The following is a 17032-nucleotide window of genomic DNA, read 5'->3' on the forward strand; positions in this document are numbered from 1 at the left end:
CCGAAGGCGGCTTTTTTGTGAGCAATAATCAGACGAGCAGATCACCGACACGGTACATCTTCATGGTGTTGGTGCCGTCACGCTTGGTGTAGCTATCGCCCTTGGTCAGGATGACCCAGTCGCCACGCTCCACGATGCCGCGCTTGAGTAGTTCGTCTACGGCATTCTGGCTGACTTTGTCGGCCGGCATCGACTTGGGATCGAACGGAATGGTATAGACGTTGCGGAATAGTACGGTGCGCGCCTGTGTTATGCGGGATGAAGCAAACGAGAAGATCGGAACGGAGGATCGTAGGCGAGACATGATCAACGGGGTATAACCGCTGTCGGTCAGGCTGATGATGGCCTTCACGCCCGGGAAGTGGTTAGCCACATAGATGGACGCCAGCGCGATACTTTCGTCCCAACGGGTAAAGGTTTGCCCCAGGCGATGGCTGGACAGCTTGCTGGTAGGCTGCTTTTCAGCACCGATACAGATACGGGCCATCGCCTTGACGGCCTCAACCGGGTACGCACCGGCAGCCGTCTCGGCGGACAGCATCACGGCGTCGGTGTTGTCGAGTACGGCGTTGGCAACGTCAGACACTTCGGCGCGTGTCGGCATCGGATTGGTAATCATCGACTCCATCATTTGCGTAGCCGTGATAACCGCTTTGTTGAAGCGGCGCGCATGGGAAATGATGCGTTTCTGGATGCCTACGAGTTCGGCATCGCCGATCTCGACGCCCAGGTCACCACGGGCCACCATGACTGCGTCACTGGCCTGAATCAGACCGTCCAGTGCTTCGTCATTGGCTACAGCTTCGGCGCGCTCGATCTTGGCCACCAGCCAGGCCTTGCCACCGGCTTCTTCCAGCAGGCGACGGGCTTCGTGCATATCTGCCGCATCACGTGGGAAGGACACCGCCAGATAGTCCACTTCCATGGAGCTGGCAAGCTTGATGTCTTCGCGATCCTTGTCGGTCAGGGCCGGTGCGGTCAGACCGCCGCCGCGACGGTTGATGCCCTTGTGGTCCGACAGCGGGCCGCCGATCAAAACGACGGTATGCAGTTCATTGGCCGTTACGCCTTCGACGCGTAGTACCACGCGGCCGTCATCGAGCAGCAGCTCATCGCCGACATGGCAATCGGTCACGAGGCCCGGATAGTCGATACCAACGACCTCCTGGGTACCGGCATCACGTGGATGGGCCGTGGACAGACGGAAGGTGTCGCCTTCCTTGAGCTGAATGCGCTTGTCAGTGAATTTGGCGATACGGATCTTGGGACCCTGAAGATCGCCCAGCAAGGCCACATGACGGCCATGCTTGGCAGCCAGTTCGCGTACCAGCTGACCCCGTGCACGGTGTTCATCCGGGGTTCCGTGAGAAAAGTTCAGGCGGGCCACATCGATACCGGCAATAATGAGCTGCTCGAGCACCTCAGGCGAATTGCTGGCTGGGCCAAGGGTGGCAACGATTTTGGTACGGCGATAAATCATTCAGGTTTTCCTTTCAGATGGTTTCAACCGTGATCGGCAATGAAACGGGCCGAATCTGACGTTTGGCTTCAAAGGCTACTGTGCATTGTAGCCTTGCTGAGCGTCCAGGCACATGAAAGGTTTCATCTCCGTGCGGCAATCCTGAAAAAGTAATGCTTGAATTAACCGGTGAGCTGCGCTTCAGGCCTGGACGAGCCTGCCGATAACCCGGCAACGGAGGATCAATCATGCGTCATATCTTATTTTCGCTCGTCGTCGTGTCGCTGGCCGGCTGTACGGGTGCGTCCATGAATCGTCACATGGACAAGGCTTACGATGCCTATACTGAAGGTGACTGCGATCAGGTCATGCTGGAGCTGTCCCAGGCCGAACGCAAGAGCCGGGCTCGCCCGTGGGTTCAGCCGGAGATTTCCATGCTGCGTGGTCAATGCCTTGAGCGGCAGCGTTTGTATGTCGATGCGGTGGAAACCTATCGCTTCATCGAGAGGCGTTACCCCAGCAGCGAGTATGCGTACCGGGCCCGGGCCAGAATCGATACGCTCACCCAACTGGGGCTCGATGGTTCCAGACCGGTAATCGTTCAGCCACAGCCGCTCAAGCCGGTGCTGGCCAAGTAAAGATGCCCTTTCGCATGCTTCTGGTTATGCTTGTGGTCTGATGGGTGCCGACTGGAGCGGCATCAGACTGCAGTGACTTCCGGGATGGGTCCATGAAACAGAATCGTCATATCGAGCGCCATCAGTTACCGTACTTTCTGAAGGTGTTCAATCGTTTCACTGACAGGCCCATGGGCTATCTGGGTAATATTTCCCTGGACGGGATGTTGCTCATTAGCCAGCTACCGCTGCTGGTTGGGGCCAGATTCGAATTGCGTTTGAAGGTGCCGGGTCAGGATGGGCAGTTGCACTTCATTGACTTCGATGCCAACTGTCAGTGGAGTCGGGAAGACGTAACGCCAGGGTATTACGATTCAGGCTTCTCGATCTCGGCGCCACCGCATGAGTTCACCGAGCTGGTGGAATCGCTGCGTAACTATTTCAGCTTTCACCCCATGCAGCAGTCCGTTTAGGCAGACGAACGCTGCAAGGCTTAGTCAGAGGGTTCCGGCACGTTTCCAGGTGAGATACTGATTGACCAGTTCAGGGCCTAGGGCGGCCGGACGTGTATCGATGAGCGCAACACCTTGGGCCGACAGGCGCTCGTGCAGCGACTCCCTGGCCTGGCGGTAATCCATGGCCCCACAATATTCCAGCGCATCCTCGTAGGTTTCTATCACCTGCTGCATCTTCGTATCCAGGATATCTTCACGCAGGCTGGCAATCAGCATGCGGTGCTGGCGACCGATATGGCCAAGGGCAAGCCTTAGATCATCGTCATCTTCATCACGCAGGTTGGTGACCAGAACGATCAGGGCACGGCGACGCTGGCGGCTGAGAAGCTGCTGGGCGGCTGAACTGTAATCGGCAGGGGTCAGTGTAGGCTTGAGGTCATAGACGGCATTGAGCAGTCGGCCCAGCTGCCCATGGCCTTTGGCAGGCGCCACGTGCCGTGGTTGCTCATGAGCAAAGGTGCTGATACCTACGGCATCGCCCTGGCGAAGGGCAACGTGGGCCAGAAGCAGGCACGCATCCAGAGCCTGGTCGAAATGCGACAGCTCACCGTCCTGGCTACGCATACGCCTGCCGCAGTCCAGGAGCAGCAGGATCTGCTGGTCCCGTTCCTCCTGATATTCGCGGGCGATGGGCATTTTCTTGCGTGCCGTGGCTTTCCAGTCCATCTGCCGCAACGTATCGCCCTGGCGAAACTCTCGCAGCTGATGAAACTCGAGCCCCAGGCCTCGTCGAGGTTTCTGCCTGACACCCAGTTGACCTAGCCATTGCTCGCCCGCCAGAGGCGATGAGCTATAAAGACGGGCAAAGTCCGGGTAGACCCGTGCGTCTCCAGGGTGCTCCAGCCGGTAACGGCGCTGCCAGAATCCCAGTGGGCTGGGCAGGATACAATCACAGGCCGGAAAGCGGATATGCCCTCGCTCCAGAGGCCTGATTCGGTAGTGCGCCTCGGTCTGCTGGCCGGGCTTTAGAGTCATCTCCAGCGGTAGATGCTCGTGGGCCACGGAGGCGGGAATATGGTCGAACAGAGTGACGGAGCATTCGCGGGGATAGGAATGATACAGCGTAAGCTGAACGTCGCTCCAGCGTCCCAATGATAACTGCCCGGGCAGCGTACGCTTCAGGATGGGAGGGGCGCGTCGATAGGTACTGACAGCATCGCCTCCGGCCATCAGCAAAAGCGCCAGCAAAGCGCCCCACCAGACGGTATGTAGCGTGTCAGCCACGGAGAGGCCCGGCGCCTCGAGCGTACCTAGGATCAGTGCTGTCCCAAGCAGTCCGGTCAGGATCAGCAGAAAACGTCTGGAGGGCTTCATAAAGGCGCGAATTAGAGGCGAGGGGCTGGGGATTGATCAATGATCTGCCGCAGCACCTGATCAACCGTAATGCCGTCGATTTCAAGTTCTGCCGACAGTCTAATCCGGTGGCGCAAAACGGGCAGGGCACACTGTTTCACGTCATCGGGCAGAACGAACTCGCCACCCCGCAGCAGGGCTCGCGCACGCGCGCCGCGGAGCAGGGCGATAGAGGCACGAGGCCCGGCGCCCAGCATGATGCCGGGCCAGTTACGGGTTGAGCGCGCCAGCCGCACGGCATAATCCAGCACTTGGTCGTCCACCGGCAGGTCCGCTGCAATCTTTTGCATGGCCATGATTTCCTTGGCTTGCAGTATTGGGCGCAGAGGCGTGACATCCAGCATGTCGCTACGTGTAGAGCGAGTGACCTGTCTGACCAGGGCGCGTTCGTCTTCTTCGCCGGGATAGTCGATATAGAGCTTGAACATGAAACGGTCCAGTTCCGCCTCTGGCAGCGGATAAGTGCCTTCTTGCTCTATCGGGTTTTGGGTGGCTAATACCATGAAGGGTTGAGGAACTGGCAGCGCTCGGCCTTCCAATGTAATTTGCCGCTCCTGCATGACTTCAAGCAATGCCGCCTGGGTTTTTGCTGGCGCACGGTTGATCTCGTCGGCCAGCAAAAGGTTGGTAAAGGCAGGTCCCTTGCGCAGCTTGAACTGCTCCGTCGCCAGGTCATAGATGGCATGACCTGTGATGTCGCTGGGCATAAGGTCCGGTGTGAACTGAATACGTGCAAAACTGCCTTCGAAACAGCGAGCCAGCGCGCGAACCAGCAGGGTTTTGCCCAGTCCGGGTGCACCTTCGATCAAGACATGTCCCCCAGCCAGCAGGGCGGTCAGGGCATCATCAATTACTGTGCTCTGGCCTATCAATGCCTTGTTGAGGGCTTGCCGCAGCGATTGAGCGAGGCTGCTGGCGCGTTGACGCTGTGCCGTATGATCAGGGGGCGTGGGAGTCGCAGTAGGCTCGGTCATGGCGTATTTCCTTGAGTAGGCCGCGAGGGAAGTGCACCGCGATTCATAGTGCCTTCCTGATGCGTTGCAGATGTGCAACGCGGCGCGTGAAATCGATTGGAGACAGTTTCTCTGATGTCAGCGGACGCATGCTCTGGCTGATCTCATGCGCAGACAAACGAGCCAGGCGGCCTAGAAGCTGCCATTGCTCGGCAACAGGGAGGCGTTCGAAGCCGGGATGACGGCGTCGGGCGTGCTGCTGAATATCTTTCTGCAGCAACGTGATCAGGCTGGCCAGCCCAGCATGTCGGCGAATGAATTCGGCGCTGGCTTGCAGGTGCTCACTCAGCTGACGGCGCCCAGTGGCGGGACTTGGTAGCAGGGGTCCCAGGCGCTGCGCTGACTGCCACAGCCAGAGCGCTAGAAGCAGGACTGCGGCGGCCAGCGTTTCAGGAAAGTAGCGTGCCATGAGCGTAACAAGGCTTTCCTTGTCGGCGCGGTATAGCAGCGTGACGTCACTGTCCTGGGTGATATACCAGAGCAGCCAGGCATTGTCATATTCGCCTATATGGGTGTTTTGCCAGATCCAGGGGTCCGTCATGACGGTAATCAGACCGTTGCCCCATGGCAGCTGCATCATGTGCGTAGCGGCTTCGCTGTTGGCCCAGGACTGGGCCAGATTCCTGGAGTCGTACAGATGAAACTCGTCATCGAAACCGATATAGGCTGGCTCCTGTTCGTTTTCCAGATAAAGCTTGGTCAACGGCGCCCACTTTTCGGCAGGAGCGGGTTCAGCGTCCTGCTGATCCGTCTCCTCATCCTCCAGGTCGCGCGTCAGCAACTGCTGCACTCCGATGGCGTCAAGCAGGAAGTCGCCGCTTTTTTTGCTCTGCTCATCCCACAACTGCTCGGCTACAAAAACGACATGTCCACCTCGGCTGGCCCAGTCCAGGACCTGCTGACTCTGGGCGGGTGACATACGGTCTCGTTCTGCAAGCAGCAGCAACGTATGGCCTATCGAAGGCAGCCCATTCAGCACCGTAAAAGAGTCACTGTGTTGAATGGTAATGGACCGCTCCTTCAGAAAGCGCTCGGCAGCCAGATAGGGGTTGTTCCGGGCTTCTGGACTGGGCCCTGCATCTTTCAGGGTCTCTGTCAGGGTGATGTACTTCCAGGCCCACAACCCGGTCAGCAGCAGGACGGCCACCATCAGAATAATCCACAGCGAATGCCGACGCGTCATGCAGACACCTGCGGACCAAACAGATGACGCCATTGGTGACAGAGCGCCTGAAGCGTTTCCTGGGAAGGCATGCGATGGCCATAGGCAAGCGCCTGCCATTGGGTCGTCACACCGTGCAGATAACCGACCACATCGGCGTTGGGTATTGATCTGCCAAGCTCAAGGATTTCGCCTTCGGTATGCGCCTCCTTCAAGGGCAGATGAAAGTCATGCAAAAGACGGCTCAGCAGGCCTCGATAAAGCAACCCCAGTGCGCTGCGAGGGTCGTGTTGCCAGAGACGCTCGGCTTCGCCAGGGATATCGGAAGGTAAACTGGTCGGGGCGACTTCCAGACCAAACAGCTGACGAGGCGTGTCGACAGGTCTGGCAGGTTTGGTGGCGATTCGCCGGGTAAAGAGGGTTAGCCAGACGCGGTAACGCCAGAGCAGCACGCCAAGGCCTGCAATCAATAACGTCCATAACAGGATCTCAATGAAGCGGGCCGCATGGGCAATAAGTGTTTCGAGGTCCCGCCAGTGCAGGCCATTGGATGACGTCACCGAGGCCTTGTTCTTGTCTTGCTGGCCGACGTGCCATTCCAGCTGGGTGCGCTCATTCCTGAAGGGCGGGCTCGCCAGTATGACGCCGATGTGCTGCCGGGCAACCTGACTGTTCAGGGGCTGGTTCAGCAGGCGAGGCGCATCCGGGCCAGCTGCTTCCTGAGGTGGCAGTGGGCAGATCGCCATAGCTGACGGCTCATCTGCCAGGACGGGCGGCGGCGAAAGCAAAACGCTCATGGCTCCGATCACAAGCAGCATGGGTATCGCACCTGTCAGGCGCTGGCGCAGGCGTCGAAAGGCCAGCTCAATGTCCCAGGCTTCCAGCGCTGTACGCCGGTTCAGATAAAGACTGAAGCCGCACGCCACATAGACGGGCTCCCATACGAGGAGAACCAGTGCATATAGCAAATTTGTAAGGTGCTCTACCCAGAGCAGGCCATGAGCCTCGACATCGATCAGTTTGAGCCAGTCGAGTTGCTCGACGATCTGCGAGGGAATGAAGAGATAAATCAGGCCCAGAAGACCGAAATAAAGAGCCATTTCAATGTGCGCACCGGTAAGGGTCAACCAGAAGGCGGCCTGTGTATCTTGTTGCGTCAGGACCCGAACACGAGCCTGACGTGATGCGCCGGACAAGCCTTCAAGCTGCTGTACGGGTAATAGAAAGCTGCGCTTGGGCGTAAAACGTCTCCATAGAAGGCTGGGCAGCAGCTGTACGCTCAGCAACCGTGGATAAGCCATCAGCGCTTGTCTGGCCGTAATCGTTTCGCCAAAGAGCGCACGGGACAGAATATGCAGGGGTAGCCGCTCGAACAGTGGCTTCAACCACCAGAAAACCAGCATGACGATGGAAGGATAATTCCAGAGGGCGGCGCTCAACAGGGCCAGAACAGGAAGGGTGAGCAGTGCCCAGCTGGTCATCAAGATATGCTGGTGTTCACGGGCGAGTCTCACGCCAAGATCCAGAGCTTCCCAAGGGCTACGGGGGCGGATAACCGCCTGGCTTTCACTCAGGCGCATGTCGATTTCTTCCTGCCAGCCCGAAATAACCTCCAACGGCCAGCCACAACAGCGCACCTGCGCTGTACTTGAGGGTAGGGCTGAGTGCAGCGCTTGAGGACCAATAGGCCTCGACAAAGGCGGCCAACGTTAACAGTACAAAGACACCGGCAATCATGCCAACACAGGGTTTGGCGGCATGTCGCAGGGCATCACTGCGGTGCAGCCGGCCCGGAGCCACCAGCGCCCAGCCTAGCTTCAGGCCTGCCGAGCCGGCCAGTGTAATCGCTGTCAGCTCAAATGCGCCGTGCCCTACCACGAAGGGCCAGAAGGTAGAGCCTGAGCCCAGTTGCGTCAGGTAACCTGCCACCGCACCGATGTTAAGCCCATTGAACAGCAGAAAGAACAGTGTCCCCAGGCCATACAGCAATCCGCCTGCAAATGTCTGAAAGGCAATTCCTATATTGTTGCGAATGTAATAGCCGAACATTTGCCAGTCCTGACTGCTGGCCCGCTCGGGCAAGGCTCCTATGCGCTCGGCATCCGGCCTGTACATACTTTCCATGTTGGCAACCTGGGCGGGGTCCAGCAGGCTGTAGACTAGATCAGGTATGTAATAGACCAGTAAACCCATTATGAGAAGGCTGCCATAGAAGAGGGCGCTTGCTACAGCGACCAGGCGCCATTCTGCCCGGACCAGTCGAGGAAAGTCTGCCAGCAGGAAGCCGAGCAATCGCTGCCGAATATTGCCCGGATGGCGATAGATGAGCTGGTGGCCACGCAGCGTCAGTTGATGCAGGTGCTCAATCAGCTGGGGGCTGTAACCACGTGCCTGAGCAAGTGCCAAGTGCTGGCACAGACGACGGTAGCTAGCAACAAATGCCTTGCTGTGTTCCAGCGTTGAGGTCGGGGTGCGTTTTTCCAGCGCAGACAACTGCTCACTGAAGCGAGCCCACTCAGCCTGGTAGCGCTGTTCGAAAGGCGCCTGCCTCATACGTGAGCCCCTAGCAGGGCTTGTGCAATTCGGTTCAGACGCTCAGTGGCTTCGCTGCGGTCTACCCCCAGAGGCTCTGCCAGTAGTGCGGCCAGCTCGTCTCGACGGGATAGAGACAACCCGTTTTGACGCTCGGCAAACGAGAGAATGGCCTGCTGTTCTATTAACCCCAGCGCAAATGGGGGGGACAATGGAATGACGTCCTGTAAGGTAAAGCGCTCGTGTGGTTGCTCTTGGTGAACGACCAGGGTGCCTGCCGCTAGATCTCCCAAGCGTTTGAAGCTGGGATGTAACAGGCTGCTCAGGATACCCATGGCATAGCCGAAGGGGAGAAGATCCACGACGCGCAACAGATTGCGTAGCAGCGAGCCGGACCAGCCCACCGGGGTGCCATCATCATTCAAAACGCGCAGTTTCATGAGCTGCTTGCCTGGTGAGCGGCCCTGGTTGAGCACTTCAAACAGTACCATGTACCACCAGCTGATCAGAAAAGTCAGCAGCGCGATCAAGCCAACCCCGACATGGCCCAGAAAGCCGAGCACAAGGTAGGCAAGCGCCATGATAGCGCCTCGAATAGCCAAGTCGATGGCATACGCCAGGGCGCGAGGTATGACGCTGGCAGGACGCAACATCAGGTCGATGGCTTCCGGGGTTTCGACGCGTAACAGCGTATCGAGTGGAGGTGGCATGGGTACAGGTGAGCCTTCTCTAGTGTGGGTCGGCACAAGAGGTTGCTCGGTGTTCACACGGTGTCATTGGATGAGAACCCCTACGCAGACTGGAACGACAAAAATAACCAGTCGGCAGGCAAGCGCTTCAGCACATTATCACTCCTTTGATAAGGTCATCACCCACGCCTGGTGCGTCTGTGCACGTTAACGCAGCTTGGCTATCCTGACGCACGGCTTGGAATCCATGGGTATCATGAATTCAATGACATACATACGGTCGCAGCCTGCGACATGATAAGCCTAGCGACCCATCAGGCGTATAGGCAACTGAAAAATCCAGAGTGCTCGACTCGAGGCGCTGATAGCTAGGAGAGCTTTGTCGTGAGCCGCACCATATTCTGGTATGACTTCGAAACCACAGGAACCAATCCACGCTGCGATCGCCCACTACAGGTGGCCGGCTTGCGAACGGATGAGGACCTTAACATTGTTGGCGAGCCGCTCAACCTGTATTGCCGCTTGGGCGACGATATCCTGCCGCATCCGGCTGCCTGCCTGATTACCGGCATTACGCCTGAGCGCCTCGAACGCGAGGGGCTTCCCGAGGCCACCTTCATGGCCCACCTGCATGCTCATATAAGCCAGCCGGGTACATGTACGGCTGGTTACAACACGCTGCGCTTTGATGATGAAGTGACACGGCATAGCCTGTATCGAAATTTCTACGATCCGTATGCGCGGGAATGGCAGGGCGGCAATACCCGCTGGGATCTGATCGATTTGCTACGTGCGGCCTATGCCTTGCGGCCGGAGGGCATCGAGTGGCCTCAGGATGAGGGGCGGGTGACCTTGAAGCTTGAGCGTCTTTCCCAGGCCAACGACCTGGAGCATGGTCAGGCACATGATGCTCTGTCGGATGTACACGCTACGATACAGCTCGCTCGGCTGGTACGTGACCGGCAGCCACGGCTGTATCATTTCTTGTATCAGCTCAGACACAAACGTTCAGTGTTGGAGCACATTACGTTACTTAAACCGCTAGTCCACGTTTCGGGACGGTTTTCGGCCGAGCGTAATTTTCTTTCCATTGTACTGCCGCTTTGCTGGCATCCTCATAACCGTAATGCGTTAGTTGTCTGTGATCTTCACTTTGACCCAAACCCTATATTAGAGCTGGACGTTCAAACGCTACATCAAAAACTCTATACCCGGCGTGAGGACTTGTTGGCCAATGACGAACTGCCAGTACCGCTTAAACTTATCCAGATAAACCGATGCCCGGTGTTGGCACCTTTGGCTGTTCTAAGAGAGCAGGATCAGGAAAGACTGCAAATAAATATGCAGATGTACAAGCAACGTGCAGCTCTTTTACAAAGTAAGGCAAAAATATGGCGAGACAAATTGTCGCAGCTTTATAAAATAAAGGCTGAGAATGCAGTCTTTGATCCTGAACAGCAGCTGTACAATGGCTTTATATGTGAGAGCGATAGACGCTTATGTGATGAGATTCGAAGCTGTGACCCTATTAAGTTGGTAGATAAAAGGTGGTTATTCACAGACGAACGTTTGCCTGAACTTTACTTCCGTTATCGGGCCCGAAACTTTTCTCATACTTTGACGGCTGAGGAGCAAGGGCGTTGGCATTCATTCTGCCGTGATCGTTTGATCAATAGTGAATTGGGCGCACCCAATACACTGTCTTCTTTTGAGGAAGCCTTGCATGCACTGGTGCAGACCGCCAGCGAATCACAGCAAGCCCTGCTCAATACATGGCGAGTACATGCGCAGCAGTTGAGAACTCGGTTCGGAGTTTAAAACCTTTTAACTACCCATAAAAAACGCCAGCAATGCTGGCGTTTTTTATCTAACTGACGGATATCAGTCGAGCAGGGTGGCCCAGCTCTCGACATCATCGGCGCCCCACTTGGCTTTCCACTCTTTCAGAGTTTTGTGGTTGCCGCCTTTGGTTTCGATAACTTCCCCTGTATGCGGGTTCTTGTATTGCTTTACTTTACGTGCACGCTTGGTGCCGCTGCCTTGAGTGCTCTTGGCATTACCGCGAGTGCCACGAGTGTTTTTGGCATCAGTGTCAAGAATGGCGATGATGTCACGCAGGGACTTGGAGTATTCGCCCATCAATGCGCGCAGCTTTTCTTCGAATTCCAGTTCTTTTTTCAGTTTATCGTCTTGGGAAAGATTACGCAGGCGCTCCTGCAGCTCTTTAATAGCTTCTTCAGTGGCACGGTATTCATTGATAAGGGACATACATTTACCTGCAATGCAAGGGCTGGTCTTTTTTTAATGATAGTGTTGGCGTAACAACAAGTAAACCTACTATTAACTTTTTGCAAGCATAAAACAAGTTAATAAGGTTGATAATGTTCAACTAACATTAAAACTCAGGCGCGATATTCGTCGCCGCAAGTCGATGAAAGCTGAAGTTTTCCGTGCGCAAGGCTAGAATGGCGGCCTCCGTTTTTTCGAGGTTGTTCTATGCGCACTTTTCGTCTGGTGATTGCCTGCCCGGACGGCGTAGGTATAGTGGCCAAGGTAAGTAACTTCCTGGCGACTTACAATGGTTGGATTAGTGAAGCCAGCCACCACTCCGATACCGAGAGTGGCTGGTTCTTTATGCGTCACGAAATACGCGCCGATTCTTTACCCTTCGATTTAAAGGGTTTTTATCAGGCGTTTGCGCCAATAGCCAAAGAGTTCTCCATGCAGTGGCGCATTACTGACTCTGCAGTTAAAAAGCGTGTAGTACTAATGGCCAGCCGCGAATCCCATTGTTTGGCGGACTTGCTTCATCGCTGGCACAGTGGCGAACTGGATTGTGAAATTCCTTGTGTCATTTCCAATCATGATGCATTGCGCAGCATGGTCGAATGGCATGGTATTCCTTATTTCCATGTGCCGGTCGACCCGACTGACAAGCAGCCCGCCTTTGCCGAGGTCTCCCGGCTGATCGATGAGCATCAGGCCGATACTGTGGTGCTGGCGCGTTACATGCAGATCCTGCCGCCGGATCTTTGCCAGCGCTATGCGCATCAGGTCATCAATATCCATCACAGCTTTCTGCCGTCCTTCGTGGGGGCCAAGCCTTACCACCAGGCCGCCAAGCGGGGCGTAAAACTGATCGGGGCAACCTGTCACTTCGTGACCGAGGAGCTGGATGCTGGTCCGATCATCGAGCAGGATGTGGTGCGTATCACCCATCGTGACAATGTCGAGGACATGGTGCGTCTGGGCAAGGATGTTGAAAAGATGGTGCTGTCGCGTGGTCTGCGCTACCACCTGGAAGACCGTGTGCTGGTACATGGCAACAAAACGGTCGTCTTCAACTGATAGGTCCTGAGGTCTTATGAGCGATCCTTTCGAGCGTGCAGTGGCTTTTCCTCCTCCCGTCCTGGGGGAGGGATGTACGCAGCGCTACGACCCGGATGCGCTCAACGAAGACAGCGGCACCGATTTTCCGGGTGCCGCTGAGCTCTGGCAGAATCTCTTGGCTGGCTCTACGTCTGGCGAAAGCGAATCAAGCGATTAAGCAAGGGACGTCCCGCCAGGTGAATGAACACCGGGGCGCCTGCTATGAGATAGAAGTAATACGTCACGGCTCGCCAGATCAGGATAGCTGCCGCTGCTGTCGACTTGCCCACCATGGGTGTAAGCAGCGCACCTGATGCCAACTCCGCACCTCCAGCGCCGCCGGGCAGCAGGCTTGCCTGTCCAGCGGTCAGGGCCAGCATCTGTATCAGAAAGGTCCACGCCCAGGGAATGACGGCTTCCAGACCGACCAGCGTGATATACAAGATGCTGTTGCGTAGCAACCAATGCAGGGCTGTCAGGCCAAACACCGCCGCCAGAGTGGAGTGAGGCATCCGCAAGCTTTCCTTCAAGGCATTGCGGAAGCGCAGTACCTTGCGTCCCCAGCGCAGGCGTCGTGACTGTTTTACGCCCAGGCGCTTCATGATTCGTCCATTGCTGCGCAAAACGGCGCGATGAAAGCGTGCCAATCCGAACAGCAGGACGATAATTCCTGTCATCAGGGCAGCCGTGCCTCCCAGCAGCAAACCTACGTGGGGATTCAGCGCATGGAAGAGGGCATAAATCAGGATGCCGATCAGCGCACAGACGAAAAACAGCAGATCGCTGATATGGTCCACTGCAAAGACTGCGGTGGCTTGTGCCGGTCGTACGCCGCGGCGTGCAAGAAGCGCCATCATGGTAAACGGACCGCCTGCACCGCCAGGCGTGGCGCAAATGGCAAATTCGGTTGCCATCACAATGCCCAGGGAGCGAAGGTGAGTGGTGCGATGCAGGCGTCTGAGTAGCAGGCGCAGGCGAACCGCATTGACGTTCCAGCACAGCACTATCATGCCCAGCATGAGCAGCAGCAGATCAAGTGGAAAGTCCCGTAGCTTGCCTAGTAGCCCGGTGCCGCCTAATAGGAGGGGAATGAGTGCTGCTGCCAGCAATGCACTGAGCAGCAGCCATACACCACGGCTCATGCCGCGAGACGCTCGTTGAAATAATGCCGGTTGAGCCAGTCGATTTTATTGATGGGGGTGCGTCCTTCTGCCATCAGGCGTTTAAGTAGCCCCAGCCAGTAGTCCCTGGAAAACTCATGTCGCATATCGACAGGGTGTAGCCCCAGGCGAAGCAGGGGCGCTGATCGATGACGGCGAGCGGCTTGCTCGCTCATAAGCCAGGACATGCCTCTTCGCCATGGGCTTCTGGCACTCCATACCAACCCAGGCGCTTCTACCTGGCGATGGTCAGGTAGCAGATAAAAATGCTGAGGATCGCTGGTATACCGCAAGTCGGTCTGGCTCAGGGCACGACGTGTTCCTTCGCTCATCAACCAGGCTGGCGCCACAAACCCATACAGAGGCCAGCCAAAGCGCTCAAACAGCGCAATGCCTTTCTCAAGACGCTCGCGGGCCTGTGCTTCATCAAGGGTGTAGAACTCACCCTCGTAGGTGTAAACCCTGCGCATGAACCAGTCACGCGGATTCGTGGGCGCTGGGGCATCATCACAGTGGAAGTAGCCATGAAGCGCCAGTTCATCGCCGCGAGCCAGACGCTGGTCCATGAGCTTGATGAAGGCTGGATGCTGATCGAGCGGGTTACGATGATGGAAATCGGGAACGACCAACAGCGTCATGGGCACATTGCCCAGTGCGTCTACCGCCTCAACAAAGGGCTGATAATCTTTCCAGGTTTCTGGTGCCACATCATGTAGCACCAGCATGACATTGCGTTCAACCATGTGCAGCTACCGGCATTTCAGACGTACCCAGCACGGCATGATAGTGGGAGAGCAGACCCGCGACTACTGTATCCCAGGCATGATGGGCCTCTACATGTTGGCGGGCCTGACGGCCCACGAGACGGGCGTCGTCCTCGAAGAGCTCGCGTACGGTGGCCGCCATGGAAACTGGATCATGGGGTTGGCAAAGGCGTCCGGTATTGAAGGGAACGATTTCCGCCAGGGCACCTGCCTTGACGGCAACAACCGGAATACCACAGGCCATGGCCTCGAGCGCCACCAGGCCAAAAGTCTCCTGATGCCCTGCGTGCAGCAGTACGTCGCAACTAGCGACCAGGCGTGCAACTTCGGATGCCGGGCGAAAGCCATTCATGACCGTAACGTTGTCCGGTACGTGGCTGGGCATATTCGAGCCCACTAACAGCAGGTGATAGGGCTTGCCCAATTGACGAGCAGTTTCCAGCAGGATGGGCAGATTCTTTTCCCGTGAACCGCGACCGGCAAACACCATCAGACGAGTAGACTCATCCAATCCGAGCTCGCGCTTGAGATGTGGGTCTCGCAAGGATGGATGGAACGTTTCAAGATCCACCCCTAACGGCTGCACATATACATTGCTCACGCCCATGCGCTCAAGCTTTTCGACCATGACCTTGCTGGGTGCCAGGACACGATCAAAGCTGCGGTACAGGCGTGCGATGTAGGTGCTCATGTTGCTGCCGAACCAGGTGCCGAGCCGGTTGCTGGCCAGAAGCGGAAGGTCGGAGTGATAGAAACCGATAACGGGTACGTCCAGCCGGCGACCTGCGTCCAGTGCTGCCCAGGCTGTCATATAGGGGTCGCCCACTTCAATCAGATCAGGTTGCAGCTCGTGCAGTACGTTGCGCCACGGGCCGCGTCGGACTGGAAAGCGGTAGCCCTTTCCAAAGGGTAGGGGGGGCGATGGAATCTCGTAGATTCCGCCGTTTTGTCGATAGCTTTCTCCTGGAACAAGCACACTGTGCTGAACCCCAGGATAACGACGTAGACGGCGGTGTTTGGCATCAATATATGTGCGCACACCGCCGCTGGCAGGTGCATAAAACATGGTCATATCAGCAATATGCACGATGGAGCTTCCTCCGTTCGGCTTCTTATAAGAACCGTCTGAAACCACCGACATGAGCATTGTGGGTAAAAAGGATAATGCAGGCTCATGCGTTCAGATGTTCTCTCCCTGTGCCCATGAATGGACCATTACAGTAAAAAGACGTTCGCTAAGACCTTGTTCTAGAGCGAAAGCTTTCGCTTCGTTAGCTAAAGAACAAACACGACAGGGTCTCCCTGCGGCGCTACCGCAGGGAGACCTGAGCCAGGAAATAGAACGCGACGTCTTTCGAAGCGCCAAATATCAGTACGCGCTGGCGTGATCCAGCGTGCTGATATCTTCGGCACTCAACTGAAGGCGGGTGGCGTCTGCCAACTCCTTGAGCTGGTCAAGCGAGGTGGCGCTGGCAATGGGGGCCGTGACGCTGGGACGTGCCATGAGCCAGGCAAGGGCCACACGAGCTGGGGTCGCGTCATACTCCTCGGCCACTTCGTCCAGAGCTGACAGAATCGTAACGCCTCGCTCGGTCATGTATTTCTTCACGGAATCGCTGCGGGCACCCTTGATATCATCCTTGGTGCGGTACTTACCGGTCAGAAAGCCGCTGGCCAGTGAGTAATAGCTGATAACGCCCAGCCCCAACTCCTGTACGACAGGCTCAAGGTTCTTTTCATAGTCTTCACGCTCATAGAGGTTGTAGTGCGGCTGAAGACTGATATAGCCCGGAATCCCAAGACGCTGGGCGATCTGATGCGCTTCGCGTAGGCGTTCGGCACTGTAGTTGGATGCGCCGATAGCGCGGACCTTGCCTTGCTCGACCAGTTTGGCCAAGGCCTGCAGGGTTTCTTCCAAAGGCGTATCAGAATCGTCGATATGGGCTTGATACAGGTCGATATGATCGGTTTGCAGGCGCTTGAGGGAGTCCTCTGCGGCCCGCTGAATATACTCGGCGCGTAAACCTTTCTTACCGTCCCCCATATCCATACCGACCTTGGTAGCCAGAACGATCTGGTCGCGTTTACCGCTCTTCTTCAACCAGTTGCCAATGATGGTTTCCGACTCACCGCCCTGATTGCCGGGTACCCAACGCTCGTAGACGTCAGCCGTATCGATGAAGTTGAGCCCGTGGTCGACCAGCCCATCAAGTAGAGTGAACGACTTGGCTTCATCAAGCGTCCAGCCGAATACGTTCCCACCCAAGGCAAGTGGAGAAACGTGCAGGCCGGATTGACCGAGTTGACGTGTGCTCATGGTGTTCTCCTTTTAACGACGATAGGACCGTCCGCTGCCAAGCGGCGAACAGACCTCAAAGGAGGTGTGACTAGAGTGAGCA

The 17032-nt window shown here is 56.6% G+C and carries 17 protein-coding genes; 5 read left to right on the forward strand and 12 right to left on the reverse strand.

Going from position 1 to position 17032, the window contains the following annotated elements:
- Window positions 1-28 precede the first annotated feature (28 nt).
- Window positions 29-1480 (reverse strand): pyruvate kinase, encoded by a 1452-nt coding sequence (pyk, locus tag B3729_RS07055; RefSeq protein WP_010795261.1) that lies wholly within the window; start codon window positions 1478-1480, stop codon window positions 29-31.
- Window positions 1481-1707: 227 nt separating this feature from the next.
- Between pyk and B3729_RS07060 the strand changes: the two genes are divergently transcribed.
- Window positions 1708-2097 carry a tetratricopeptide repeat protein gene (locus tag B3729_RS07060; RefSeq protein WP_010795260.1) on the forward strand — a complete coding sequence of 130 codons (390 nt, stop codon included), beginning with the start codon at window positions 1708-1710 and terminating at the stop codon, window positions 2095-2097.
- A 92-nt stretch (window positions 2098-2189) separates the two neighbouring features.
- Window positions 2190-2549, forward strand: a complete 360-nt coding sequence (locus B3729_RS07065) for a PilZ domain-containing protein (protein WP_010795259.1) — start codon at window positions 2190-2192, stop codon at window positions 2547-2549.
- A gap of 24 nt (window positions 2550-2573) precedes the next feature.
- On the opposite strand, the gene B3729_RS07070 is transcribed toward B3729_RS07065, so the two are convergent.
- The 6 genes from B3729_RS07070 to B3729_RS07095 are packed head-to-tail and all read right to left on the reverse strand — an operon-like array spanning window position 2574 to window position 9361.
- Window positions 2574-3905 carry a DUF58 domain-containing protein gene (locus B3729_RS07070; protein ID WP_286787481.1) on the reverse strand — a complete coding sequence of 444 codons (1332 nt, stop codon included), beginning with the start codon at window positions 3903-3905 and terminating at the stop codon, window positions 2574-2576.
- Window positions 3906-3916: 11 nt separating this feature from the next.
- The gene (locus B3729_RS07075; protein WP_286787482.1) at window positions 3917-4918 is read right to left on the reverse strand and encodes an AAA family ATPase; all 1002 of its coding nucleotides are present in this window, start codon (window positions 4916-4918) and stop codon (window positions 3917-3919) included.
- Between the two features lie 43 nt (window positions 4919-4961).
- On the reverse strand, window positions 4962-6140 hold the full coding sequence (locus B3729_RS07080) for a DUF4350 domain-containing protein (RefSeq protein WP_286787483.1): 1179 nt from the start codon (window positions 6138-6140) through the stop codon (window positions 4962-4964).
- Window positions 6137-7699, reverse strand: coding sequence for a DUF4129 domain-containing protein (locus B3729_RS07085; protein WP_286787484.1), 1563 nt, complete (start codon window positions 7697-7699; stop codon window positions 6137-6139). The genes B3729_RS07080 and B3729_RS07085 overlap by 4 nt, the downstream gene beginning before the upstream one ends.
- A complete protein-coding gene (locus tag B3729_RS07090) occupies window positions 7686-8672 on the reverse strand; it encodes a stage II sporulation protein M (protein ID WP_286787485.1) in 987 nt (328 codons plus the stop codon). The genes B3729_RS07085 and B3729_RS07090 overlap by 14 nt, the downstream gene beginning before the upstream one ends.
- Window positions 8669-9361: an RDD family protein gene (locus B3729_RS07095; RefSeq protein ID WP_286787700.1), complete on the reverse strand. Its 693-nt coding sequence runs from the start codon at window positions 9359-9361 to the stop codon at window positions 8669-8671. Before B3729_RS07095 ends, B3729_RS07090 begins: the two co-directional genes overlap by 4 nt.
- A gap of 363 nt (window positions 9362-9724) precedes the next feature.
- On the opposite strand from B3729_RS07095, the gene sbcB reads away from it, so the two are divergent.
- Window positions 9725-11158, forward strand: coding sequence for an exodeoxyribonuclease I (gene sbcB / locus B3729_RS07100; RefSeq protein ID WP_286787486.1), 1434 nt, complete (start codon window positions 9725-9727; stop codon window positions 11156-11158).
- A gap of 63 nt (window positions 11159-11221) precedes the next feature.
- Here the strand turns inward: sbcB and mvaT are convergent, their stop codons facing one another.
- Entirely contained in the window at window positions 11222-11608 is a 387-nt protein-coding gene (gene mvaT / locus B3729_RS07105) for a histone-like nucleoid-structuring protein MvaT (protein WP_010795251.1), read from the reverse strand.
- A 228-nt stretch (window positions 11609-11836) separates the two neighbouring features.
- Here mvaT and purU point away from each other — a divergent pair, with 228 nt between their 5' ends.
- On the forward strand, window positions 11837-12688 hold the full coding sequence (gene purU / locus B3729_RS07110) for a formyltetrahydrofolate deformylase (protein WP_010795250.1): 852 nt from the start codon (window positions 11837-11839) through the stop codon (window positions 12686-12688).
- 16 nt (window positions 12689-12704) lie between these two features.
- The gene (locus B3729_RS07115; RefSeq protein WP_074824692.1) at window positions 12705-12887 is read left to right on the forward strand and encodes a hypothetical protein; all 183 of its coding nucleotides are present in this window, start codon (window positions 12705-12707) and stop codon (window positions 12885-12887) included.
- On the opposite strand, the gene B3729_RS07120 is transcribed toward B3729_RS07115, so the two are convergent.
- The 4 genes from B3729_RS07120 to B3729_RS07135 all read right to left on the reverse strand — a co-directional run bounded on the left by B3729_RS07120 (window position 12856) and on the right by B3729_RS07135 (window position 16950).
- Window positions 12856-13851, reverse strand: a complete 996-nt coding sequence (locus B3729_RS07120) for a lysylphosphatidylglycerol synthase transmembrane domain-containing protein (RefSeq protein WP_286787487.1) — start codon at window positions 13849-13851, stop codon at window positions 12856-12858. The two genes, B3729_RS07115 and B3729_RS07120, sit on opposite strands and share 32 nt — an antisense overlap.
- Window positions 13848-14612, reverse strand: a complete 765-nt coding sequence (locus B3729_RS07125; protein WP_286787488.1) for a DUF2334 domain-containing protein — start codon at window positions 14610-14612, stop codon at window positions 13848-13850. Before B3729_RS07125 ends, B3729_RS07120 begins: the two co-directional genes overlap by 4 nt.
- Window positions 14605-15720 (reverse strand): glycosyltransferase family 4 protein, encoded by a 1116-nt coding sequence (locus tag B3729_RS07130; protein WP_026004019.1) that lies wholly within the window; start codon window positions 15718-15720, stop codon window positions 14605-14607. Before B3729_RS07130 ends, B3729_RS07125 begins: the two co-directional genes overlap by 8 nt.
- A gap of 282 nt (window positions 15721-16002) precedes the next feature.
- Window positions 16003-16950 (reverse strand): aldo/keto reductase, encoded by a 948-nt coding sequence (locus tag B3729_RS07135; protein ID WP_286787489.1) that lies wholly within the window; start codon window positions 16948-16950, stop codon window positions 16003-16005.
- Window positions 16951-17032: the final 82 nt, after the last annotated feature.

The sequence above is a fragment of the Pseudomonas sp. UBA3149 genome (assembly GCF_002364655.1).
Lineage (GTDB): Bacteria > Pseudomonadota > Gammaproteobacteria > Pseudomonadales > Pseudomonadaceae > Chryseomonas > Chryseomonas luteola.